Source organism: Micromonospora sp. NPDC093243, assembly GCF_044753725.1.
Lineage (GTDB): Bacteria > Actinomycetota > Actinomycetes > Mycobacteriales > Micromonosporaceae > Micromonospora.
Genome location: NZ_JBIVNT010000011.1, coordinates 167,310 through 189,783, shown reverse-complemented (window position 1 = coordinate 189,783; position 22,474 = coordinate 167,310). Strand labels below are relative to the sequence as shown.

Sequence of the window (22,474 nt, the reverse complement as noted above, 5' to 3'; positions counted from 1 at the left end):
GGACGGCGCCGGCTGAGGCGCCATCGCAGAGCTCGGGATGTACCCGCACCCGCGCCGGCTACGAATCGTCGAGGCTGCGGTGTGGTCCGTCGTTGTCCGTGCGAATCCATGACAGACCAGACGCGTCGGTGAAGCAACGGTCCCGGAGTTGCCGACGTTTCCGTCATCTGAGGTATCGATCCTACGGGCACAGCTTTGACCAGCCCCTTCGGCGCGGAGACCTCTTCGGAGCATCCGAAAGCGCGGCGGGGGTGAGGGCGAGCGTCGCGCTAGCGGCGACAGATCTCGCCGCGGAGTCGGGCGCGGCCGGTTGGCTCTGCGTGCGCTGAAGGTCAGAGTTCGCCCGGCGGCCGACGAGCAGGAGACCCCCCGCATCCGCCCGCCGTGATACGTCCCTTTGCGGCCCGTTGGCCGCGACGGTGAGGGCACTCCGGTCAGGTCGGGTGGATCAGCGCCGCGCGAAGTGGGTTGTTGGGTTGTTGTGGGGTAGGACGAGTGGACGCTGAAGGGGTGAGCGAGTGTTGCGGCTGGATCGGCCGGTCCGGGACGGCGACCGCCGCCACATTGCGTGTGTGGTGGTGTGGCTGCGAATGCGGATGGCGTCACGGTGGGTGTAGCCGTGCCGCTGGAAGAGGTCGCGGTCGGCGTCGTTGAAGACCTCCGCGTACGTGGGCAGGTTGAGCGTGTCCATCCAGCGCTGCGCTCCGGTGAGGACGGCCGCGGCGCGGTTCGAGTTCGCCGGGCCCGGCGCGGCGAGTAGTGCCAGGTGGTTGTGCGCCTCGGCGGGCCGCCGTGTGGTAAGGGCTTGGTCGAACGTGCGGAATCTGTTCCGGTGCCTGCCGCATGCGAGCGCGAGCCGGTCGGCGTACTCGGCGGGGGGCGGGATCGGTCGGTAGCGGTGGAACCAGACGGTCGCGGCCGTGCCGTCCGGGAGCAGGAACGCGTCGCCGAAGAGCAGCGCGTGTTCGGTCCAGATCCGGGCGACGGCGGCGAGGACGACCCGCCGGCGTCGCTCGTCGGGGACAAGCCAGGCGCCGAGGGCGGTGGGAGAGAGGGCTTCGGTGACGAGATCGGCGATCCGGCCGATGTCGCACCACCGGGCCCGGACGACGGGCATGCTCATGGATAACTCCTAGTCACCATCGTGATCGGGTATGTCGGGAGAGGGTGCCGGAGTCGTCGCGGGACCGCCGCGCGCCGGCGCGGGCCACCAAAGGGCCGTCAGGGATACGGGTACGCAGAGACCGCCGGTGCCGTGCGGACGGCACGCAACGGCGCGCCGGTCAGGCGGGCCGGGTGCCCGGGCGGGGCGAGTGGGACGGGAGAGCGTCGCGGCCGGTCGAGTGGCAGCGGCTCCCTGGCAGGCTGGGCGGCGTCCATATCGAAGTGGGGGCGTCGGAAGAGTCCCCGTGGACGGTGCCGGAGTGGCCGGATCCGCTGGTGCCAGGGGCTGGCATGGCTGGCCTGGATTGCGCGTCGGGCCGGGACGGGTGTGGGCCGTCGGAACGGACGAGGCGTGGAGAGGACGACAGCTGTGTCGTCGAATGCCGGGCCGTCGACGTGCTGTTGAGGGCAGGGCCCGAAACGGGTCCGGCGCGTTCGCCGACCGATCCGGTGCAGCAGCCGGGATCGGCGCCGCTCACGAGGTTGTCGACCGTGCCGGTCGGCGTCGGCGTCGGTGGTGGTAGGGCCGTCGGTGGCGGTGTTGCCTGGGGGCCGGTGGACGGGTCCAGGAGGTCCGTCACCGGGTCTAGGGCCTCGAGCACGGGACTCAGCGGATCGAGCAGCGGCTCCAGCTCTCGCCAAACGGGGGAAAGGATCGGGGCGAGCGGCTGGGTCGCCGGGTTGAGGTCGTTGGCCAGTGGGGCGAGCACACTGGCCAGCACCGGGTCGGTAACCGGCCGTAGCACCTCGCTCGTGGGGGTGAGCACCCCGGCCCGGACCGGCTCGGTGACCGGGCGGAGAACGTCCGCCACCGGTACCAGCGCCTTCCCACGGCGCGGCGGGATGGCCGGACGGCTCGCGCCGTCGGCGGGCTTCGGCGTGCCGACCTGGATAGGGCCGGCGGGCGGTGGGCTGACCTGATTCGCCGGCCGGGTCTCAGGCCGGGCTGGTGGACGGATCGGTGCCGGGTCGACTCCGCTCGGCGGGATCCCCCGGGCCGTCTCGTCGGCGGTCCCTTCCGGTGCCGGCGGTGGTGTCGCCGTGCCGAGGATCGGGCGGAGCGCGCCCGTGAGAAGGTCGACTGCGGTGCCCACCGGCGCGGCCGGTGGAGGCTCAGCGGCGTAGGCGGCTGCGGTGGTGCCGCTCTCATGAGCGCCCCAGGCCGCGACGATCCCGCCGACCAGGAGCCCGAGACGCAGCGCGAACCGTGTCACCCGCCCGGCCCGTCGAGTCATCCCGGCACCCCTCCGACCCTCGACCATCGCCGACGATCAACGTCCGCACTCTACCGAATGCAGTCGGTCGATCACAGCCTGCCGCAGCTTCGACACGCGGCGCCTGCCATGCGCTGGGGTAGTTGCCAGCCGCGTGCGGGCCAGGGCCTCGCGAGCGGCGCGTTCGGCGTCGATCGGGTCGGACTTCGCCCCGGCGCGGCGGGCCGGGCGCAGCGGGCGGCCCAGTTCGACGACCAGTTCACCGGCGTCGGCCAGGTGCCGGGCCAGCCCGGCGCCGTAGCCACCGGAGCCTTCCAGCACCCAGGCCCGCAAACCCGAATGCTGCTCGGCCAGCGCTACCAGTTGCGCGTAGCCGTCCGGGTCGGTGCTCACCCTGACCTTGGCCAGCACACCACAGGTGCGGGTATCCAGTAGCGCGGCGGAGTGGGTGTCGACGCCGATGACGACCTCCACCAGATCTGCCAGCATGGACATGCGTTCTCTCCTCACCGTGGGGGACGCAAGGGTCCGGTCCGGTGCGGAGATGGCAGGACTGTGATGAGACACGCCAGCTGCTACTGGCGGTCAAGCTCCTGATCAGGCCAACGTCTCCCGCCGGACCGGCACCGGCAGCAGCGGGCGGACAGGTCCCGGCAAAGGCACGAAGCCAGTCAGAGCAAGGGTCACGCCCGCCACCACCAGCTGTCAGCTCACTACTGCTGAACCGACCCCGCCATCCTCACAGTCAGACCAGGGGTAGACCCACGTAGTTCTCGGCCAGGCTCGTGGCGTACGCCCGGGAGCTGGCCACATACCGCAGCGTCGCGGTCTGCAGCTTCGCCTCGTACGGGTCGTCGGTGTCCAAGCGGTGCAGCATCGAGGTCATCCACCAGGAGAAGTGCTGCGCCCGCCACACCCGGCGCAGCGCGGTCGTCGAGTAGCTCTCCAGCAGGTCCGTCCGCCCGTCGCCGTACCAGGCCGCGAATGCCTCGCCGAGCAGCGCCACGTCGGCCAGGGCGAGGTTCATGCCCTTGGCGCCGGTCGGCGGCACGATGTGCACGGCGTCCCCGGCCAGGTAGAGGCGCTGCCACTGCATTGGCTCGACCACGAAGCTGCGCATCGGCGTGATCGACTTCTCCACGATCGGTCCCTCGTTGAGCGACCAGCCCGGCACCGTCTGCAGCCGGGCCCGCAACTCCGTCCAGATCCGCTCGTCGGGCCAGTCGGCGATGTCATCGTCCGGCGCGACCTGCAGGTACAGCCGGGAGATCTCCGGCGACCGCAGGCTGTAGAGCGCGAACCCGCGTTCGTGGTTGGCGTAGATCAGCTCGTCCACCGCCGGGGGAGCCGCAGCCAGCACGCCGAGCCAGGCGAACGGATACGTCCGCTCGTAGGTGCGCAGCACGCCGTCGGGCACCGCGCCCCGGCTGACCCCGTGGAAGCCGTCGCAGCCGGCCACGAAGTCACAGTGCAACTCGATGTCGCGGCCGTCCTGACGCAGGTGAATCGTCGGCGACGAGTCGAGGTTCTCCAGGCGTACCGCCTCGGTCTCGAAGAGGATCGAACCGCCGGCGGCGAGGCGGGCGGCGATGAGGTCCTTGACCACCTCCTGCTGCCCGTAGACCGTGATCGCCCGCCCGGTCAGCTCGGTCATCGGCACCCGGTACGACTCCCCGTCGTATCGCAGCTCGATGCCCTCGTGCCGCATGCCCTCGCGCTGCAGCCGCTCGCCGAGCCCGACGCGGCGCATCAGGTCCACCGAGCCCTGCTCGAGCACCCCGGCCCGGACCCGCTGCTCGACGTACGCCCGGCTGCGGCTCTCGACCACCACCGACTCGATGCCCTGCAGGTGCAGCAGGTGCGACAGCATGAGACCGGCCGGCCCCGCTCCGACGATGCCGACCTGGGTACGCATCCGTGCCTCCTCACCTCGACCGCGGCAGACGCCGCGACCCTGTTCCGGGTAGGGCACCAGACTGCCCGCAGCCGCGCCGGTTCGCCCTACCGGGTTTCCATCCAGCGGAAGATCCGGTCAGACCGATCGGTCGCGTCCGGCCCACAGGGCCGCCACGGCCATCGCCAGCGCCGCGACGCAGAGCGCGCCGAGTGGCAGGGACCAGTCCCCGGACCGGTCGCGCAGCAGGCCGAGGAGCAGCGGGCCGGTCGAGCCCACCAGGTAGCCGACCGACTGAACCGTCCCGGACAAGTCGCGGGCGCTCTGCGGGGTGCCGGCCCGCAGCACCAGAAGCGCCAGTGCCAGTCCGATCCCTGCCCCCTGCGCCAGCCCGGTCACCGTCGCCCAGAGCAGGTACAGCGACGGCGCCACCAGCAGCCCGAACAGTCCCACCACCCAGGCCGCTGCCACCAGCACACCGAACACGCGCTGGTCGCGTAGCCGCGACGCCACGACGGGTGCGGCAATCGCGGTGGCGATGCCGAGCAGGTTGAACAGCCCGAGGGCCCACCCGGCGCCTGCCGCGGACACCCCGCTGTCCCGCACCATCGTGGGCAGCCAGGCGAGCAGTGCGTAATAGGTCAATGACTGCATGCCCATGAATGCGGCCAGTGCCCAGGTGACCGGGGAGCGGAGCACCGAGGCGCCACCGACCGCCATCTTCGGGGCGACGTGCCGGCGACGCAGCTGCGGCAACCACACCACGGCAGCGACTGCGGCCAGTCCGCCCACCAGCAGCGCGGCGCCGCGCCAGCCGAGCCCGGTGTGTGACAACGGCGCCGCCACTGCGGCCGCGACGGCGGCCCCGCCGGTCAGCGCCGCCGTTGTCGACGCGGTCACCGCTCCCTGGCGGCGGCGAAAGTCCTGCTTGACCACACTTGGCACCAGCACGTTGCCGACCGTGATCCCGGCACCGATCACCACCGTGCCGGCGACCACTGCCCAGAGCCCCGGCAGCACGCGCAGCGCGCTGCCGGCGACGATGCCCAGCATCCCCAACAGCAGGGACCACTGCACGCCGATTCGCCGGCCCAGCAGCGCCGCGAAGGGGGAGAGCAGCCCGAAGCAGAGCACCGGCAGCGTGGTCAGCAGTCCGGCCGCGCCGCTGCCCAGCTGCAGGTCGGTCCGGACGTCGGGCAGCAGCGGCGCGAGCACCGCGATGGCCGCGCGCAGGTTGAGCGCCAGCAGCAGCACGCCGATCAACGTGAGCGGACCGGCCATGCTCGCCCGCTCGGTCCGCGTACCGGCTCGTGCTCGCTCGTCTGCCACCCTCATGCGCTCGCGCGACCGTTCGGCCGCCGTCGCACCGCGATGCCGTGCTGCAACGTCGGGTACGGGTCATCGGCGGTGTCGGCAAGCCGGCCAGCCACCCGCTCGGCCGCCGCCCGCAGGGCCGGCGCCAACCGCTCCGGAGCCGCGCCGAGGCTGTGCCCGACGACGCCGATCGACGCGACCGCCGTGCCGTCCACGTCGAGTACCGGAACGGCCACCGAACAGGAGCCGAGGGTCATCTCCTCACTGGTGCGTGCCCAGCCCCGGGCCCGAACGACGGCCAGCTCCCCAGCCAGCCGACCGGGCTCGGTGACCGTGTACGGCGTGCAGCGGGTCAGCGGCCGGCGCAGGTGCGCCGCGACGAAGTCGGGTGGGGCGAAGGCGAGCAACGCCTTGCCCACCCCGGTGGCGTGCAGCGGCAATCGGCCCCCGACCCGCGAGATGATCGGCACCGCGCGATGCCCGGTCACCTTCTCCACATAGAGCGCCTCGTCGCCGTCGCGGACCGCCAGGTGCACGTTCTCTCGTACTGCCGTGTGCAGGTCCTGCAGGAACGGCAGCGCGACTTCCCGTAGCCGGGTGTGCAGTGGCGAGAGCAGCCCGGCCTCCCAGAGCCGCACGCCGATCCGGTACGCGCCGTCCGGATCGCGGGTCAACGCGCGCCAGGCGACCAGCTCGCCGACCAGGCGGTGCGCTGTGGCGAGGGGCAGCCCGGCCCGGCGGGCGAGGTCGCTGAGGGTCAGCGCCGGATGGGCTACGTCGAACGCGCCGAGGATGGCGAGCACCCGGGCCGTCACCGACGTGCCCGGGGCCCGTATTCCGCCCGCCACGGTGGTCTCCCTCGGTCAGAACGGGTATCGGGCGATGTCGCCCTGCACGGTCAGCCACTGGGTCTCGGTGAACGCCTCCACGTTCGCCGCCGCACCGCCGAAGCGGGAGCCGGTGCCGGAGGCGCCCACCCCGCCGAACGGAGCGATGGCTTCGTCACCGACGGTCTGGTCGTTGATGTGCACGATGCCGCTCGGGATGCGATCGGCCAGCGCCATCGCCCTCATCACGTCGCGACCGAGGATGCCGAGGGACAGGCCGTACTCGGTGCTCCGGGCCAGTGTCACCGCTTCCTCCGGGTCAGCGAAGGTGATGACCGGGGCGACTGGTCCGAAGACCTCCTGCTCGTATGCCGGGGTGGTGGACGTGACGTCTGCGAGCACCGTCGGGCGGTAGAACAGGCCGTCGTAGCTGCCGCCGGCGGCCAGTCGCGCGCCCGCCTCGACACTGGCCGTCACCAGATTGTGGATCTTGTCGCGCTGCCGTTCGTCGATGATCGGGCCGAGCGCCACCTGTTCCTTGGCCGGATCGCCGACCGGAAGGCGGTCGGCCTTCTCGGCGAGCGCGGCGACGTACCGGTCGGCCAGGCTCTCGTGGACCAGGTGCCGGCCGGTGGTCATGCAGATCTGCCCCTGGTGCAGGAACGAGCCCCAGGCGCCGGCGGAGACGGCGAGGTCCAGGTCCGCGTCAGGGAGCACGATGAGTGCGGAATTGCCGCCGAGTTCCAGATGCGCGCGCTTGAGGTGCCGGGCGGCGGCCTCGCCGACCTTGCGCCCGGCGGCGGTCGAGCCAGTGAAGCTGACCACCCGGACATGCGGGTCGGCGACCAGCGCCTCCCCGGTCTCCACCCCACCGGGCAGGACATGCAGCAGCCCTTCGGGGAGGCCCGCCTCCGCGAAGATCCGGGCAATGGCGAGCCCGCCGGCGACCGCCGTGCGCAGGTCCGGCTTCAGCACCACCGCGTTGCCCAGGGCCAGTGCCGGCGCGACGGAGCGGATCGCCAGGATGAGTGGGAAGTTGAACGGGGCGATGACGCCGACCACGCCGACCGGGAGCCGGCGGGCGAGGCTGAGCCGGGGCTGCGCGCTGGGGATGATCTCGCCCAGCGGGCGGGAGGCGAGCGCGGCCGCCTCGTAGCACTCCTGCGCCGCGGTGTCGGTCTCGACGCCGGCCTTGGGCGGGATCGACCCGGCCTCGCGTACCAGCCAGTCGCTGACCTCGGCGGAGTGCTGCTCCCACAGTTGTCCGGCTCGGCGCAGCACCGCTGCCCGTTCCAGATAACTGCTGGCGGCCCACGCGAGTTGGGCCTCGGCCGCTCGGGCGCAGGCGCGGGCCACGTCGTGGGCGTTCGCGACGCCGACGGCACCGATCTCCTCGCCGGTGGCGGGGGAGCGCACCTTCGCCGTTCCTCCGGTGGGCTCCCGCCAGCCGTCGCTGTAGAGCGTGCCGTGCCAGATGCCGCTGTCGAGCAGGGCCATGGTGGTCTCCTCGAGGGGTGGGGACGGCGCGTGCGCCGATCGTCAGGGTTCGAACTGGGCGTCGACGTGGACCGGCACGTCGAGCAGGAGCGGGTCGGTACGCTCGGCGAGCGTCGGGACCACCTCGTCAAGAACGGTCAGGAGTTCCGCGTAGTCGCTCACTCGCCGGGCGGGGCAGCCCAGGGCCTGCGCGAGGCCGGACACCGAGACATCCTCGAAGGCGGGCCAGGGCGCCTTGCCACCGACCTTGTCTGCGAGCCGGTCCATGACGGCGTACCGGCCGTTGGCGAGGACGACGAACAGCACGCCGCAGCCGTAGCGGGCGGCGCTCCACAGCCCCTGGATGCCGTAGAGCGAGGAGCCGTCGCCGAGCACTGCGACGACCGGCCGGGTCGGGTCGCCCATCCGCAGCCCGGCTGCTGCGGGCAGCGCGAACCCGAGGCCGCCCATGGCCGCGCTGACGAAGCCGCGCGGCTGTCGGGCGGGCAGCAACCGGTGCAGGTCCGGGCGCGACGACGGCGTCTCCTCGACCAGTACGACGTCCCGGGGTAGCCGCTCGGCGAGCGCGGCGAAGACGTGCGCGGCCCGCATGGGCTCTCCCACCGCCGGCGGTGCGACCGCCTCGGTACGTGGCGTCGGCGGCGTTACCGTCCGGGCAGTCAACTGCTCGGCGACCGTGGCGCACAGTGCCGCCGGGTCGGCGAGCACGGCCAGCTCGGCCCGGCTGTGGTGCACCTCGTCGGGATCGGTGGAGACCACCGCGACGGTGAGGTCGTCCGGAACCAGCGGACCCGGCTCGTACGGGTACTGCCGGAACGCGCCGGTGCCGACGACGAGGGCCATGTCGTGCGCGGCGAGCACCGCGCGCAGCCGGGACCGGCCGGCCGGCAGGTGTCCCGCGAAGTGCGGATGATCCTGCGGAAAGCCGGCGCGGGCGCCGAATGCCTCCTGCCACACGGGCGCGCCGAGCCGCTCCACCAGTGAGATGAGCGCGTCCCAGGTGCCGCGGTCGTCGGCGCCGGCGCCGACGACCACCACCGGCTTCGCCGCTGCGTTCAGCAGTCGGGCCAGCTCCCGTGCGGCGGGGCCCGCCGCCGGTTCGGCGCGCAGCACACTCGTCGGCGCGGCCAGCCCGAGCGCCGGGTCCACCTGGGCCGACCAGTCGTCCATCGGTACGACGACGACGGCCGGGCCGCGGTGCTGCCTGGCCTCGTGCCATGCGCGCCGGATCGCAGCAGGCACGTCCTGGGCGAGCACCGGTTGGTTGACCCAGACCGGGTACGGCCCGGCCAGCCCCTCCAACCGGCCGGCGAGGAACGGCTCCAGTGCCAGGTGTCGGCGGTCCTGCTGGCCGACGACCACCACCAGGGGCGCGCGGTTGACCCGGGCGGTGGCCAGCGCGCCGACCGCGTTGCCGAGGCCCGCGGTGGTGTGCAGGTTGACGAACGCGGGCTGGCCGGTGGCAATGGCGTGTCCGGTGGCCATGCCGACCACGGACCCCTCGTGCAGGGCCAGGACGAATTCCAGGTCGTCGGGCAGGTCCGCGAGGAATGCAACCTCGGTCGAGCCGGGGTTGGCGAAGATGCGGCGCATTCCGTACCGGCGCAGTACGTCAAGGGTCGCCTCGCGTACCGTCGTCATGCGTGATCCGCTCCGGCCCGGTGCTTCTTGGCCCGCTGGATCTGCGCGAACACCTGCGCCCGCAGTTCGGCGAAGCGGGTTGAGGAACGGGTGGTGAGCTGGTCGCGTTCGTCGGGCAGGTCGACGGCGATGTCGTCGAGCACGACGGTGGGCGAGGCGGAGAGCACCAGCACCCGCTGGCCCAGGTAGACCGCCTCGTCGATGTCGTGGGTGACGAAGAGCGTGGTCACTCCGAGCCGGTGCCACAGGGACCGGACCAGGTCCTCCAGGTCCGCGCGGGTCTGCGCGTCGACGGCGGCGAACGGCTCGTCCATCAGCAGGATGTGCGGTTCGTACGCGATCGCCCGGGCGATGGCGACCCGTTGCTGCATACCGCCGGAGAGTTGCCAAGGGTAGGCGGACTGAACGTCGCTGAGGCCGACCGCCTCCAGCGCCTGGTGCACCAGCTCGGCCCGGCGCGCCTTGGGCAGTTTCTTCTGCTTCAGCGGCAGCTCCACGTTCTTCCGCACAGTCATCCAGGGAAAGAGGCTGCGGCCGTATTCCTGGAAGACCACTGCCATGCCCGGCGGGGGGCCGTCGACCGCGGCGCCCTCCAGCACCACCTCACCATCGGTCGGCGCGAGCAGGCCGGCGATGCATTTGAGCAGGGTGGTCTTGCCGGCGCCGGACGGGCCGACCACGCAGACGAGTTCTCCCCGGGCGACGGCGAACGTCAGGTCGCGGACGGCCTCGACGGACCGGCCATGGCCCTCGTACACCTTGCGTACGGCGCGGACGTCGAGCAGTACCTCGGTGCGGGTGTCGGTCTGGTTCTGGGTCTGGGTCATGATGCTCATCGACTCCCACCTCGTTGCGCCTGGCGCAGGCCGAAATACCAGTTGAGGGCGCGCCGCTCGAACAGCCGCATCAGCGTGGCGAGCAGGAAACCGAGCAGGCCGAGCAGCAGGATGCCGGTCCACATCTCAGTCACTGCGAACGTCCGCTGGAACTGGATGATGCTGAACCCGAGCCCGTTGCTGGCGGCGAACATCTCGCTGATGACCATGAGGATGATTCCGATCGAGAGGCCCTGCCGCAGCCCGGCCACGATCTGTGGGCTGGCCGAGCGAATGACCAGGTGCCAGAGCCGGGCCGGGCCCCGCAGGCCGTAGCATCGCGCGGTTTCCACCAGCACTTCGTCGACGGCGCGGACTCCTTCGACGGTGTTGAGCAGGATCGGCCAGACGCAGCCGGAGACGATCACCAGCACCTTCATCGTGTCCCCGATGCCGGCGACGAGCATCAGCACCGGCACCAGCACCGGTGGCGGGATCGCGCGGAGGAACTCGAGCACCGGTTCGCAGAACGCCCGCAGCCGGCGGGACGAGCCGATCGCGACACCGAGTGCCACGCCCATCACCACGGCCAGCAGGAAGCCGGCGAAGAGACGTAGCAGGCTCGGCAGCACGTCGACGCTCAGCCGGTCGGAGCGTAGCCACACGTCGTCGACGGCGGCGAGGATCTCCGACAGCGGCGGTAGGTAGTAGCTCTCGCTGTCGGCGGTGAGCACCCACCAGAGGATGAGCAGGATCAACGGCAATGCGAGCGCCGCCAGGATCGCGCGGGTGCCGCGGCGGGCGAACCTCATGCCGCCACCTCCCGGCGTAGCGACGGGTGCCAGGACAACAGCCACCGTTCCAGCCTTCGGGCCAGGAGGTTGACCGCTACGCCGAGCAGGCCGGTAACGATGACCAGCGCGTACATCCGGGCGACCGCGCCGCCGGACTGCGCCACGCCGATCTCGTTACCCAGGCCCGGCGCCCCGATGATGAGCTCCGCGGTGATGGCGAGGATCAGCGCCACGGCGGCGGCGAGTCGGACCCCGGTGAGGACGTACGGCAGCGCGGTCGGCCAGGTCACGTGGCGGATCCGCGCCCAACGGTTCAGTCCGAAGGTGCGCGCGGTCTCCTGCGCGACCGGGTCGACGTCCTGCACGCCGTAGAGCACCTGGACCAGCACCTGCCAGAACGCGGCGTAGACGACCAGCAGGAGCACGGAACGCAGCTCGGTGCCGAAGACCAGGACGGCGAGCGGGATGAGTGCCACGGAGGGGATGGGCCGGAGGAACTCGATCGTCGAGGCGGTGAACTCCCGCAGCACGGGGATCGTGCCGATCACGAAGCCGGCGGCGATGCCGGCGGCGACGGCGATGACGAGGCCGAGGAACCAACCCTGGACGGTGTCGGTGATCGCGGTCCAGAACCCGGCCTCGCCGGTGAGCTCCGCCAGCGCGACGCCGATGCGGCTCAGCGGTGGCAGGTAGTCCGGCGAAATGAGGCCGGTGCGCGGGATCACCTCCAGCAGCGCGAGGAAGGTGGCGAAACCCAGCACGCCCAGCAGCGTGGTGCTGCGGGCCGCCCGGCTCGCCGCGCCGGCCCGGGAGGCCCGGGCCGGCGCCGTGAGGGTGGACGTCACGGGAGCAGCTCCGCGATGTCGACCTTCTCCTTGATCAGTCCGTCGGCGAGCATCAGATCGGCCAGTGTCTGGACGGACTCCCGGTTGATCTGACCGGACCAGGCCGGCAGCGTCATCTTCGCGGCGACGGCCGGATCGATTTTCGCGTAGGTCGGCAGCACCGCCCGCGCCTCGTCCGGATGCTGCTGCGCGTACGCCAGCGACTTCTCGATGGCCGTGGTGAAGCGCTTGGTCACGTCGGCCTTCTGCTGGGCCGTCTTCTGGCTTGTGAAGTACGCGGCGATGGTCAGGTTCGGGGCGGTGTCGACGAAGTTCGAGGCGATCACCTTGGCGCCCTGGTCCTGAGCGACGGTGAAGAAGGGCTCGACGATCCATGCGGCGTCGACCCGCTTGGCGTTGACCGCGGCGGGCATGTCCGGGAAGGGCAGCTCGACGAACTTCACGGTGGACGGGTCGCCGCCGGCCTTGCGGATCGAGGCACGCACGGTGGTGTCGCCGATGTTCTTCAGGTTGTTGACGGCGACCGTCTTACCGGCGAGTTGGTCGGCGCCGGCGATCGGGCTGTCCTTGGGAACCACGATCCCGCCGAAGTCCTTACCCTGCTGGCCGGTCGACGAGTTCCCCTCGGCGATGGCCTTGAGTGGCAGGTTCTGGGATCGGGCGACGATGAGCGAGACCAGGTTGCCGAAGGCGAAGTCGAACTCTCCGCTGACCACTCCCGGTACCGCGGCCGCGCCGCCGGTCGTGTTGACGACCTCGACGTCGAGGCCCTGCTCGCTGAAGAAGCCCTTCTGAATGCCGAGATGCAGGGGAGCCACGTCGACGATGGGGATGGCACCGACCTTGATCTTGGTCGTGCCGCCCGCCTGCCCGCCGGGTTCGTCGGCGTCGGAGGAGCCACAGGCGGTGGTGACTGTGAGCAGTGCTGCGGCGGTTATGGCGCTGATGACTAGACGGCGCATGCAGGTACTCCCGCGTCCGGTGGTCCCGGGAGGGGACCGGGGGTGTGGTGGGCCTCCATGCCGGAGAAGCCCCCGGGTGTCGCAGCTTGTTCGCTTACCGAACGGCTGTTCTCATATAGAACGTTGGCACGTGGCCTGGCTCACGTCAACGGGTCGCCGCAACATTTCTGCAACGCGCCGGACGCCAGGGCGCCGCCGTCCGTTGCGCGTTGACGGATGCCATCGCCGGGCATTACGTTCGAGATAAGTACGGCAGTCCGCATAGCGAACAGCGCGCGGTCCATTGTGATTCGCGGAAGGCGGGGAGGCTCATGGCGAAGCTCGTCTCGCTGGCCGATGGCGTGGCGGACCTGGTCCGCGACGGCGATGTGGTGGCCCTGGAAGGGTTCACCCACCTCATCCCGTTCGCCGCCGGGCACGAGATCATCCGTCAGGGACGGCGGGACCTGACCCTCGTCCGCATGACACCGGACATCATCTATGACCAGCTCATCGGGGCTGGCTGCGCGCGCCGCCTGGTCTTCTCCTGGGGCGGCAACCCGGGCGTGGGTTCACTGCACCGCTTCCGTGACGCAGTGCAGAACGCCTGGCCGGGACCGCTGGAGCTGGAGGAACACAGCCACGCCGGCATGGCGAACCGGTACGTGGCCGGAGCGTCCGGGCTGCCGTTCGCCGTGCTACGCGGCTACACCGGCACCGACCTGCCCCGGCACACCACCAACATCCGCACCATCGCCTGCCCGTTCACCGGCGAGGTGCTCACCGCCGTGCCCGCCCTGCGACCCGACGTGACCGTGGTGCACGCGCAGCGCGCAGACCGGGCTGGCAACGTGCAGATGTGGGGCATCACCGGCGTGCAGAAGGAGGCCGTGCTCGCCGCGCACCGGTCACTGGTCACCGTCGAGGAGGTCGTCGACGAACTGGTCCCGGTACCCGGCCAGGTGGTCCTGCCCGGCTGGGCGGTCACGGCGGTGGCCGAAGTGCCCGGCGGCGCGCACCCCTCCTACGCCCAGGGCTACTCCGTGCGGGACAACGACTTCTACGTGGCCTGGGACGCGATCAGCCGGCACCGCGACACTTTCCAGGACTGGTTGCGGCGGCAGGTGCTGACGTCGGAGGCGATGGTATGACCGACCAGTACACCGCCGACGAGATGATGACGGTGGCCGCCGCCCGGCAGTTGCGCGACGGCGCCGCCTGCTTCGTCGGGATCGGACTACCCAGCACCGCCGCCAATCTGGCCCGGGCCACCCACGCGCCGAACCTCGTGCTCATCTACGAGTCGGGCTGTCTCGGCGCGAAGCCCGACCGTCTCCCGCTCTCGATCGGGGACGGGGTCCTCGCCGACACGGCAGACGCCGTGGTCTCCGTGCCCGAGGTGTTCAACTACTGGCTGCAACCCGGCCGGATCGACGTCGGGTTCCTCGGCGCCGCGCAACTCGACCGATACGGCAACATCAACACCACGGTCATCGGCGGCGACTACGCCGACCCGACGGTGCGGCTGCCCGGCGCGGGCGGCGCACCGGAAATCGCCGCCTCCTGCGGAGAGGTCGTGGTCATCGTCCGGCAGAACCTGCGCACGTTCACCGAACGGGTCGACTTCGTCACCTCCGTCGGCTATGGCACCGGGCCCGGCGACCGGCGGCGGCTCGGCCTGCGCGGCGGCGGCCCACGTATGGTCATCACCGACCTCGGCATCCTGGAACCGCACCCGGACACCTGCGCGCTGACCCTCACCCGCCTGCACCCCGGCGTCACGGTCGAGCAGGCCCGGGCGGCCACCGGCTGGGATCTCGCCGTCGCCGACCACCCCACCACGAACGAGCCGCCCACGACGGACGAACTCGCCGTGCTCCGCGCCCTGGAAGCGACGAAGGGAACCCGATGAACCGGGAGGTGTACATCCTCGACGCGGTTCGCACCCCGATCGGGCGCTACGGCGGTGGCCTGGCCGGCGTCCGCCCCGACGATCTCGCGGCCCACGTGGTCCGGGAGATCGTCCGGCGCAGCCCGGGGCTCGACCCGGCCGGTATCGACGACGTGCTGCTTGGCGACGCCAACGGCGCCGGGGAAGACAACCGGAACGTGGCCCGGATGGCCGTCCTGCTCGCCGGCTTGCCCCCGTCGGTGCCGGGCGCCACGGTCAATCGGCTCTGCGGTTCCGGTCTCGAGGCGGTGATCGGCGCTTCGCGCGCGATCGCCCTCGGTGACGCCTCGATCTGCCTCGCCGGCGGCGTCGAGTCGATGAGCCGCGCGCCCTGGGTGCTCGGCAAGCCCGAGCAGGGATATCCACGCGGGCACGAGACGCTGTACTCGACCACCCTGGGCTGGCGTCTGGTCAACCCCCGAATGCCGCAGGAGTGGACGGTTGCGCTCGGCGAGGGCGCCGAGATCCTCGCCGACCGCTACAAGATCACTCGGGAGGACCAGGACGCCTTCGCGCTGCGCAGCCACCAGCTGGCCGCCCGGGCCTGGGACCGCGGCGGGTACACCGACGAAGTCAGCCCGCTGCCCGACACCGAGATCGACCGGGACGAAAGCATCCGACCCACCACCAGCGCTGAGGCACTGGCCGGCCTCAAGCCGGTCTTTCGTCCTGACGGCACGGTGACCGCCGGCAACGCCTCACCGCTCAACGACGGCGCGAGCGCACTGCTGCTCGCCGACCGGGCCGGCGCCGACGCCGTCGGCCGGGAGCCGCTGGCCCGGATCGTGTCTCGGGCGGCCACCGCGGTCGAGCCGCACCTGTTCGGCATCGGCCCTGTGGCCGCCGCCGAGGAGGCGCTGCGCCGGGCCGGCCTCGGCTGGGCGGACCTCGACGTGGTCGAGCTCAACGAGGCGTATGCCGCGCAGTCCCTCGCCTGCCTGGCGGAGTGGCCCGACCTCGACCCGGCCATCGTCAACCCCCAGGGCGGCGCCATCGCCCTCGGGCACCCGCTCGGCTCGTCCGGGTCCCGGATCCTCGGCTCGCTCGCCTGGCAGTTGCACCGCCGCGGCGGCGGACGAGGACTGGCAGCCATTTGTATCGGCGTCGGCCAGGGGCTGGCCGTCGTGCTGGAAGCCTGACAGGAGAGGACATGACCCAGGAGACCGTGCGCCCCACCGATGGCGGGCTGACGCTCCCGCAGTACCGGCGCGACGACGTCGACGCGCACCCGCCGCTGCTCAGCCCGGGGTACGGCTCGACGGTGCTGCGCGCCCCACAACGGCCGTTGACCTACCTGCCCCAGCGGCTGACCGAGGTCACCGGGCCGTTGCTCGGGGAGGGGCGGGTCGGCGAGCTCGACCATGACCTCACCCGCCAGCACGGCGCGGAGCCGCAGGGGCAGCGGATCATCGTGCACGGCCGGGTGCTGGACGGCGACGGCCGGCCGGTGCCGCACACCCTGGTGGAGATCTGGCAGGCGAACGCCGCGGGCCGCTACCGCCACGTGATCGACACCTGGCCGGCTCCGCTCGACCCCCACTTCGAGGGGGTGGGGCGGGCGCTCACCGACGAGCACGGCCGCTACCGCTTCATCACCATCCAGCCCGGCGCCTACCCCTGGAAGAACCACGACAACGCGTGGCGACCGGCGCACATCCACTTCTCCCTCTTCGGTCGCGCCTTCACCCAACGGCTGGTCACGCAGATGTACTTTCCTGGCGACCCGCTCTTCTTCCAGGATCCGATCTTCAACTCGGTCCGCGACCCGAAGGCCCGCGAACGCATGGTCGCCCGGTACGACCACGCCGTCACCGCGCCGTCCTGGGCGTTGGCCTACGAGTTCGACATCGTGCTGCGGGGCCGGGAGAGCACTCCCTTCGAGGACGGGGACGACGATGAGTGAGCGACTCGGCGTGACGCCGGCCCAGACCGTCGGACCGTACCTGCACATCGGCTTGCGCTGGCCCGACGGCTCGTACGTGGTGCCCGAGGGCACGCCCGGGGCGTTCTGGATCCGAGGTCGGATCGTGGACGGGACCGGCGCCCCCGTGGTCGACGCTCTGGTGGAGAGCTGGCAGGCCGACCCGGAGGGTCGGTTCGACCACCCGGACGACCCCCGCGGCGCCCGACCCTCCAGCGTCCCCGGCTTCCGCGGCTTCGGGCGCAGTGAAACCGACGCGGCGGGGGAGTACGCGCTGCTCACCGTCCGGCCGGGGGCGCTGCCCGCCCCGAACGGCGAGACCGAGGCGCCCCACCTCACCCTTTCCGTCTTCGCGCGGGGCCTGCTGCATCGCGTCGTGACCCGCCTGTACTTCCCCGACGAACCCGCTGCGAACGCCGCGGACCCGGTGCTGTGCAGCGTTGATGCGGACCGCAGGGACACCCTGGTTGCCGGTCCGACGTCGGACGGCTTCCGCTTCGACATCCGCTTGCAGGGAGAGCATGAAACCGTCTTCTTCGCCGTCTGACCGGCTGCTCGGCGGGCTCTCCGGCGCCGCGGACGTCGACACTGAACTCGGCGACACCTCGCTGCTGCAGGCGATGCTCGACGTGGAGGCCGCGTTGGCCCGAGCCGAAGCGGAATGCGGCCTGCTACCCGCCGCGGCGGCGGAGGCTATCGCGGAGCAGTGCCGCGCCGAGCGGTACGACCCGGCGGCGCTCGGTCGGGCGGCCGACGCCGCCGGCAATCCCGTGGTGCCGTTGGTACGCGAGCTGACCGCCGCCGTCCCCGAGTCCGCCCGAGCCTGGGTGCACCACGGGGCCACCAGCCAGGACGTGCTCGACACCGCCCTGGTCCTGGTGGCGGTGCGGGCCATCACACCACTGCTGCGCCACCTCGACGGCGCGGCCGACGCCGCGGCCGGTCTGGCCGACACCCACCGGGACACCGTGCAGCTCGCCCGTACCCTCGGCCAGCAGGCCGCGCCCACCACCTTCGGGCTCGCCGCCGCGGGCTGGCTGCTCGGCCTCGCGCAGGCGCGGACCGGGCTGAAGCAGGCCAGCGACACGCTTCCCGCGCAGCTCGGCGGCGCGGTCGGCACGCTCGCCGCGCTCGGCCCGACCGGCCCGACGGTGGCCGAGCGGTTCGCGACGCACCTGGGCCTGGTGGCGCCACCACTGCCCTGGCACACCCGGCGTCAGCCGCTGCTCAACCTGGCTGCGGCGCTCGGCGGTCTGATCGCGGCCACCGGCACCATCGCCGTCGACGTCGGGCTGCTCGCCCAGACGGAGGTCGCCGAGGTCGCCGAGGGCGGCACCGGGCGTGGTGGCTCGTCGGCCATGCCACACAAGCGCAACCCGGTCGACTCGATCCTGGTCACCGCCGCTGCGCGGCGCGCCCCGGGCCTGATCGCCACCCTGTTCACCGCGGCCGTGCAGGAGCACCAGCGCGCCACCGGCGGTTGGCACGCCGAGTGGGAGCCCCTTCTCGACCTGCTGCACCTCGCCGGCGGGGCGGCCGCGCGCACCGCCCGGATGCTGGCCGGGCTGCAGGTCCACCCGGACCGGATGCGGGCCAACCTGGACGCCGCCGGAGGTCTGATCCTCGCCGAGGCCGTCGCCGCCCGGCTGGCCCCGGCCCTCGGCCGCGGCGCCGCACACGACCTGGTCACCCGCGCCACCGCTAGGCAGGATTTCCGCGCGGCGCTGCTCGCCGACCCCGCAGTGCGCGCACACCTCAGCGAGCAGGACGTGGACGAGGCGCTCGACCCGCGCGGCTGGCTCGGCTCGGCCGACCACTTCGTCGACCAGGCTTTGGCGACGCACCGCGGGTCGACGACGTGACCTCCCGGCTGCACGCCACCGTGGACGGCCCGCCACACGCCCCGGTGCTCATGCTCGGCAGCTCTCTCGGCACCACGGCGGCCATGTGGCAGCCACAGGTCGCGGCGCTCGCCGAACGGTTCCGCGTCGTCCGGTACGACCATCTCGGGCACGGCCGCTCGGCGGTGCCACCCGGGCCGTACACGATCGAGCAGCTCGGTCGGGAGCTGCTGGCGCTGATGGACGATCTCCGTGTGTCGCGTGCGCACCATGCCGGGCTATCCCTCGGCGGCATGGTCGCGATGTGGATCGCCGCCCGCGCACCCGAGCGGGTCGACCGGCTGGCGCTGCTCTGCACGTCCGCGTCGCTCGGCCCGGTCGAGGCGTGGCAGAACCGGGCGGTGACCGTACGGACGGCCGGCATGGAGGCGATCGCCGACGCTGTGGTGGCCCGCTGGTTCACCCCGGCCCTCGCTGCCGCCCGCCCCGAGGTGGTCGCCGCGCATCGGGCCACGCTGACGGCCACGCCCGCGACCGGCTACGCCGCCTGCTGCGAGGCGATCGCCGCCATGGACCTGCGCGGCGACCTGCCCACGGTCCAGGCCCCAACGCTGGTCGTCGCCGGGGCGGACGATCCCGCGACGCCGGTCCGGCACGCCCGCGGAATCGTCGAGCGGATCCCCGGCTCGCGGCTCGCGGTACTGAACCAGGCCGCGCACCTGGCCAACGTCGAGCAGCCCGCGCAGGTGTCTCGGCTGCTGTCGGAACACTTCGAGCAGGTGGTGAGCGGATGAACGACCACGAGCGCCGGGACGCCGGCATGACGGTCCGGCGGGAGGTGCTCGGCGACGAGCACGTCGACCGGGCGGTCGCCGGCACCGACGGTTTCACCTCAGACTTCCAGGACCTCATCACCCGCTACGCCTGGGGGGAGATCTGGACCCGGCCCGGCCTGGACCGGCGGACCCGCAGCTGCATCACCCTCGCCATCCTCGCCACCCTGCACCACGACGAGGAATTGGCGATGCACGTCCGGGCGGCACTGCGTAACGGTCTGACTCCGGAGGAGGTCGGTGAGGTCCTGCTCCAGGTCGGCATCTACGCTGGCGTACCGGCGGCAAACCGGGCATTCAAGGTGGCCCAACAGACCCTGCGGCAGGAGGCCCAGTGACCGAGGAGGCGACGCGGACCCCTGAGTTCGTCCAGTCGCTCGAACGCGGGCTCGCCGTCATCCGCGCCTTCGACGTCGAGCACCCGCAACTCACACTCAGCGAGGTGGCCCGACTGACTGGTCTGACCAGGGCCGCCGCACGTCGGTTCCTGCTCACCCTGGTGGAGTTGGGCTATGTGCACACCGACGGCCGGCTCTTCTCGCTGCGGCCGCGGATCCTCGAACTCGGCTATGCGTACCTGTCCAGCCTGAGCCTGCCGGAGGTCGCCCAGCCGCACATGGAGGCGCTGGTCGCGCAGGTTCACGAGTCCTGTTCGGTGTCGGTGCTCGATGGCGACGAGGTCGTCTACGTCGCCCGCGTCCCGACCAAGCGGATCATGACGGTGGGGATCAGCGTCGGCACCAGGTTCCCCGCGTACGCCACGTCGATGGGACGGGTGCTGCTCGCTGCCCAACCGGCACACTGGCTGGACGACTACCTCGCCACCGCGGAACTGCGACCACTGACGCGGCGTACCGTCACCGACCCGACGAAACTGCGCGCCCTGCTGGTGAAGATCGCCGCCCAGGGGTACGCGATCGTCGACCAGGAGCTGGAAGAAGGGCTGCGGTCGCTGGCCGCGCCGATTCGTGGCGAGCACGGGGCGGTGGTCGCGGCGGTGAACGTCTCCGCCCACGCCAGCCGTGGGTCGTCCGAGGTGATCCGCCGAGAGCTGCTGCCGCCGCTACTGGCGGCCGCGCAGCGCATCGAGGAGGACCTGCGAGCCGGCCTCACCCGTTGACGGGCGCGCCCGGCTCGATGTCAGCCGGTCTCAGCGGCATCGAGTCTCCGTCCGCTTGATGGGACCGCCCGATCCGCCGACGTCGCGGTGCGGGATCCAGGCTCTTCCATCTGCCGGAAGCACTTCATTGCCCTGGTCTCCGGTGGGGGCGACGGTATCCCCACCTCCACCGGAAGGACGGATGATGAGACCCAGACGCAGTTACCTCAGCGGATTGGCCCTGCTCACCAGCGCCGCGCTGGTCCTGTCGGTCGGCCCCGGCGCCAGCGCTGCGGGCCCGAACCGCCCGGCTCGCAGCTGCGCGAGTCTGGCATCGGTGAACCTTCCCCACACCACGGTCCTCACTGCCACCTCGGTCCCGGCGACCGCGTCGATCCCGGCGCACTGCGCAGTGCAGCTGACCGTCACCAACCCACCGGCCAACGACCAGGTCAGGATCGGGGTGTGGCTGCCGACCGAGAACTGGAACGGCCGGTTCCAGGGCACCGGTGGCGGCGGCTTCTCCGGCGGCTCGCCGACCGCGACCCCCGCTGCCGCGCTGCGGGACGGCTACGCCGCTGCGGCGACGGACGCCGGGCACACCGGCGGCAGCGGCAGCTTCGCGCTCAACCCCGACGGCACGCTCAACTGGCAGCTCATCGCCGACTTCGGCTACCTCGGCATCCACGAGATGACCGTGACGGGCAAGGCCCTGGTCAAGGCCTTCTATGGCGGCTCCTCGTTCTACAGCTACTTCAATGGCTGCTCCACCGGCGGTCGCCAGGCGTTGATGGAGGCTCAGCGGTACCCGAGCGACTACGACGGGATCGCCGCCGCCTCCCCAGCGGTCAACTGGACCAAGTTCCACCCCGCGCAGTTCTGGGGACAGCTGCAGATGATGCTCTCCGGCAACGTCGTCGCACCCTGCAAGCTGGCGCGGGCAACTGAAGCCGCGATCACTGCCTGCGACCCGGGCGACGGGGTCACCGACGGGATCATCGGCGACTGGGAGGGCTGTCGGTTCGACGCCCGCAAACTGGTCGGCACCACGACCGACTGCGGCACCTTCACCGCCGCCGACGCCGACCTGGTCAACAAGATCTGGGAAGGGCCACGCGACGCAGACGGCAAGTTCCTCTGGTACGGCCTGGAGCGCGGCGCCAACCTGCAGAGCTTGAACAACAGCGCGAACGGGACCCAGCTTCCCTTCGGCGTCGGCTTGGAGTGGTTCCGGTATTTCCTGCTGCAGAATCCGGGCTGGGACTGGCGGACCATGACGTACGACCAGTACCTGCTGCTTTTCCAGCAGTCGGTGCTCCAGTACCAGGCCGTGATCGCCACCGACGACCCGGACCTGTCCGCATTCCGCGACGCCGGCGGCAAGGTGGCTTTCTGGCACGGCACCGCCGATCCGCTGATCTTCTTCCGCGGCACGGTCGACTACTACCAGCGGCTAGAGGCGGCGATGGGCGGCGCCAAGCAGACGCAGAAGTTCGCCCGCTTCTTCGTGGCACCCGGCGTCGGGCACTGCGGCGGTGGCCAGGGTGCGGCGCCCACCAACCTCCTGGACGCGGTCGTGAACTGGGTCGAGCGGGGCAAGGCTCCGAATCAGCTGACCGGGCAGCGGAACGACTCGGCCGGCAACCCGGCGCTGAGCCGCCCCGTCTGCCAGTACCCGCTGGTGGCCAGATACAAGGGCCACGGCAGCACCAGCGAGGCGAAGAACTTCACCTGCGCCAGCGACTACCGCTGACCAGCCGTGCGGTGGCTCCGGCAGACGGATAGCGGAGCCACCGCACGGTGCGGGGTGCGCTCGCCGAACCTGAGCGGCCCGCAAACGAATGGCCTCAAGATGGCGGGCTCGCCATGGGCACGCCGGGACT

At 71.7% G+C, this 22,474-nt stretch carries 21 protein-coding genes; 10 read left to right on the top strand and 11 right to left on the bottom strand.

From position 1 onward, the window contains the following. Positions 1-448: 448 nt before the first annotated feature. From ACIP9D_RS30505 to ACIP9D_RS30455, 11 genes are all read right to left on the bottom strand, one after another. A complete protein-coding gene (locus ACIP9D_RS30505) occupies positions 449-1,123 on the bottom strand; it encodes a hypothetical protein (protein WP_350874241.1) in 675 nt (224 codons plus the stop codon). Positions 1,124-2,435: 1,312 nt separating this feature from the next. Continuing rightward, positions 2,436-2,873 (bottom strand): transposase, encoded by a 438-nt coding sequence (locus tag ACIP9D_RS30500; protein ID WP_350874242.1) that lies wholly within the window; start codon positions 2,871-2,873, stop codon positions 2,436-2,438. A gap of 250 nt (positions 2,874-3,123) precedes the next feature. Beyond that, positions 3,124-4,293 carry a 4-hydroxybenzoate 3-monooxygenase gene (gene pobA / locus ACIP9D_RS30495; RefSeq protein ID WP_350874243.1) on the bottom strand — a complete coding sequence of 390 codons (1,170 nt, stop codon included), beginning with the start codon at positions 4,291-4,293 and terminating at the stop codon, positions 3,124-3,126. A 117-nt stretch (positions 4,294-4,410) separates the two neighbouring features. Beyond that, complete coding sequence (locus ACIP9D_RS30490) at positions 4,411-5,553, bottom strand: MFS transporter (protein WP_350874244.1); 1,143 nt, start codon at positions 5,551-5,553, stop codon at positions 4,411-4,413. Positions 5,554-5,603: 50 nt separating this feature from the next. Next, a complete protein-coding gene (locus ACIP9D_RS30485) occupies positions 5,604-6,434 on the bottom strand; it encodes an IclR family transcriptional regulator (protein ID WP_350874245.1) in 831 nt (276 codons plus the stop codon). Between the two features lie 15 nt (positions 6,435-6,449). Next, positions 6,450-7,910, bottom strand: a complete 1,461-nt coding sequence (locus ACIP9D_RS30480; RefSeq protein WP_350874246.1) for a benzaldehyde dehydrogenase — start codon at positions 7,908-7,910, stop codon at positions 6,450-6,452. 42 nt (positions 7,911-7,952) lie between these two features. After that, positions 7,953-9,551, bottom strand: coding sequence for a thiamine pyrophosphate-dependent enzyme (locus tag ACIP9D_RS30475; RefSeq protein ID WP_350874247.1), 1,599 nt, complete (start codon positions 9,549-9,551; stop codon positions 7,953-7,955). After that, complete coding sequence (locus tag ACIP9D_RS30470; RefSeq protein ID WP_350874248.1) at positions 9,548-10,387, bottom strand: ABC transporter ATP-binding protein; 840 nt, start codon at positions 10,385-10,387, stop codon at positions 9,548-9,550. The genes ACIP9D_RS30475 and ACIP9D_RS30470 overlap by 4 nt, the downstream gene beginning before the upstream one ends. Then, positions 10,384-11,178 (bottom strand): ABC transporter permease, encoded by a 795-nt coding sequence (locus ACIP9D_RS30465; RefSeq protein WP_350874249.1) that lies wholly within the window; start codon positions 11,176-11,178, stop codon positions 10,384-10,386. Before ACIP9D_RS30465 ends, ACIP9D_RS30470 begins: the two co-directional genes overlap by 4 nt. Further along, a complete protein-coding gene (locus tag ACIP9D_RS30460; RefSeq protein WP_350874250.1) occupies positions 11,175-12,005 on the bottom strand; it encodes an ABC transporter permease subunit in 831 nt (276 codons plus the stop codon). The genes ACIP9D_RS30465 and ACIP9D_RS30460 overlap by 4 nt, the downstream gene beginning before the upstream one ends. Then, positions 12,002-12,967 (bottom strand): ABC transporter substrate-binding protein, encoded by a 966-nt coding sequence (locus ACIP9D_RS30455; protein ID WP_350874251.1) that lies wholly within the window; start codon positions 12,965-12,967, stop codon positions 12,002-12,004. The genes ACIP9D_RS30460 and ACIP9D_RS30455 overlap by 4 nt, the downstream gene beginning before the upstream one ends. Before the next feature lie 311 nt (positions 12,968-13,278). Between ACIP9D_RS30455 and ACIP9D_RS30450 the strand changes: the two genes are divergently transcribed. The 10 genes from ACIP9D_RS30450 (at position 13,279) to ACIP9D_RS30405 (ending at position 22,344) form a co-directional block, all read left to right on the top strand. Then, positions 13,279-14,097, top strand: a complete 819-nt coding sequence (locus ACIP9D_RS30450; protein WP_350874252.1) for a CoA-transferase — start codon at positions 13,279-13,281, stop codon at positions 14,095-14,097. After that, positions 14,094-14,858 carry a CoA-transferase gene (locus ACIP9D_RS30445; protein ID WP_350874253.1) on the top strand — a complete coding sequence of 255 codons (765 nt, stop codon included), beginning with the start codon at positions 14,094-14,096 and terminating at the stop codon, positions 14,856-14,858. The genes ACIP9D_RS30450 and ACIP9D_RS30445 overlap by 4 nt, the downstream gene beginning before the upstream one ends. After that, positions 14,855-16,036 (top strand): acetyl-CoA C-acyltransferase, encoded by a 1,182-nt coding sequence (locus ACIP9D_RS30440; protein ID WP_350874254.1) that lies wholly within the window; start codon positions 14,855-14,857, stop codon positions 16,034-16,036. The genes ACIP9D_RS30445 and ACIP9D_RS30440 overlap by 4 nt, the downstream gene beginning before the upstream one ends. An 11-nt stretch (positions 16,037-16,047) precedes the next feature. After that, positions 16,048-16,800 (top strand): protocatechuate 3,4-dioxygenase subunit beta, encoded by a 753-nt coding sequence (gene pcaH / locus ACIP9D_RS30435; protein WP_350874255.1) that lies wholly within the window; start codon positions 16,048-16,050, stop codon positions 16,798-16,800. After that, the gene (gene pcaG / locus ACIP9D_RS30430) at positions 16,793-17,365 is read left to right on the top strand and encodes a protocatechuate 3,4-dioxygenase subunit alpha (protein WP_350874256.1); all 573 of its coding nucleotides are present in this window, start codon (positions 16,793-16,795) and stop codon (positions 17,363-17,365) included. Before pcaH ends, pcaG begins: the two co-directional genes overlap by 8 nt. Beyond that, positions 17,340-18,680, top strand: coding sequence for a 3-carboxy-cis,cis-muconate cycloisomerase (gene pcaB, locus ACIP9D_RS30425; protein ID WP_350874257.1), 1,341 nt, complete (start codon positions 17,340-17,342; stop codon positions 18,678-18,680). Before pcaG ends, pcaB begins: the two co-directional genes overlap by 26 nt. Continuing rightward, positions 18,677-19,453, top strand: a complete 777-nt coding sequence (gene pcaD, locus ACIP9D_RS30420; RefSeq protein ID WP_350874258.1) for a 3-oxoadipate enol-lactonase — start codon at positions 18,677-18,679, stop codon at positions 19,451-19,453. Before pcaB ends, pcaD begins: the two co-directional genes overlap by 4 nt. Beyond that, positions 19,450-19,830 (top strand): 4-carboxymuconolactone decarboxylase, encoded by a 381-nt coding sequence (gene pcaC, locus ACIP9D_RS30415; protein WP_350874259.1) that lies wholly within the window; start codon positions 19,450-19,452, stop codon positions 19,828-19,830. The genes pcaD and pcaC overlap by 4 nt, the downstream gene beginning before the upstream one ends. Then, positions 19,827-20,612 (top strand): IclR family transcriptional regulator C-terminal domain-containing protein, encoded by a 786-nt coding sequence (locus ACIP9D_RS30410; RefSeq protein WP_350874260.1) that lies wholly within the window; start codon positions 19,827-19,829, stop codon positions 20,610-20,612. Before pcaC ends, ACIP9D_RS30410 begins: the two co-directional genes overlap by 4 nt. Positions 20,613-20,796: 184 nt before the next feature. After that, the gene (locus tag ACIP9D_RS30405) at positions 20,797-22,344 is read left to right on the top strand and encodes a tannase/feruloyl esterase family alpha/beta hydrolase (protein ID WP_350874261.1); all 1,548 of its coding nucleotides are present in this window, start codon (positions 20,797-20,799) and stop codon (positions 22,342-22,344) included. Positions 22,345-22,474: the final 130 nt, after the last annotated feature.

What these genes read in the sequence shown, in the direction of transcription:
- ACIP9D_RS30475 (WP_350874247.1), bottom strand. Translation starts at nt 9,551, where the DNA reads ATGACGACGGTACGCGAGGCGACCCTTGACGTACTGCGCCGGTACGGA.
- ACIP9D_RS30490 (WP_350874244.1), bottom strand. Translation starts at nt 5,553, where the DNA reads ATGGCCGGTCCGCTCACGTTGATCGGCGTGCTGCTGCTGGCGCTCAAC.
- ACIP9D_RS30465 (WP_350874249.1), bottom strand. Translation starts at nt 11,178, where the DNA reads ATGAGGTTCGCCCGCCGCGGCACCCGCGCGATCCTGGCGGCGCTCGCA.
- pcaG (WP_350874256.1), top strand. Translation starts at nt 16,793, where the DNA reads ATGAGTGAGCGACTCGGCGTGACGCCGGCCCAGACCGTCGGACCGTAC.
- ACIP9D_RS30445 (WP_350874253.1), top strand. Translation starts at nt 14,094, where the DNA reads ATGACCGACCAGTACACCGCCGACGAGATGATGACGGTGGCCGCCGCC.
- pcaC (WP_350874259.1), top strand. Translation starts at nt 19,450, where the DNA reads ATGAACGACCACGAGCGCCGGGACGCCGGCATGACGGTCCGGCGGGAG.
- ACIP9D_RS30505 (WP_350874241.1), bottom strand. Translation starts at nt 1,123, where the DNA reads ATGAGCATGCCCGTCGTCCGGGCCCGGTGGTGCGACATCGGCCGGATC.
- ACIP9D_RS30480 (WP_350874246.1), bottom strand. Translation starts at nt 7,910, where the DNA reads ATGGCCCTGCTCGACAGCGGCATCTGGCACGGCACGCTCTACAGCGAC.
- pcaH (WP_350874255.1), top strand. Translation starts at nt 16,048, where the DNA reads ATGACCCAGGAGACCGTGCGCCCCACCGATGGCGGGCTGACGCTCCCG.
- ACIP9D_RS30470 (WP_350874248.1), bottom strand. Translation starts at nt 10,387, where the DNA reads ATGAGCATCATGACCCAGACCCAGAACCAGACCGACACCCGCACCGAG.
- ACIP9D_RS30405 (WP_350874261.1), top strand. Translation starts at nt 20,797, where the DNA reads ATGAGACCCAGACGCAGTTACCTCAGCGGATTGGCCCTGCTCACCAGC.
- pcaB (WP_350874257.1), top strand. Translation starts at nt 17,340, where the DNA reads ATGAAACCGTCTTCTTCGCCGTCTGACCGGCTGCTCGGCGGGCTCTCC.
- ACIP9D_RS30450 (WP_350874252.1), top strand. Translation starts at nt 13,279, where the DNA reads ATGGCGAAGCTCGTCTCGCTGGCCGATGGCGTGGCGGACCTGGTCCGC.
- ACIP9D_RS30455 (WP_350874251.1), bottom strand. Translation starts at nt 12,967, where the DNA reads ATGCGCCGTCTAGTCATCAGCGCCATAACCGCCGCAGCACTGCTCACA.
- pobA (WP_350874243.1), bottom strand. Translation starts at nt 4,293, where the DNA reads ATGCGTACCCAGGTCGGCATCGTCGGAGCGGGGCCGGCCGGTCTCATG.
- ACIP9D_RS30500 (WP_350874242.1), bottom strand. Translation starts at nt 2,873, where the DNA reads ATGTCCATGCTGGCAGATCTGGTGGAGGTCGTCATCGGCGTCGACACC.
- ACIP9D_RS30440 (WP_350874254.1), top strand. Translation starts at nt 14,855, where the DNA reads ATGAACCGGGAGGTGTACATCCTCGACGCGGTTCGCACCCCGATCGGG.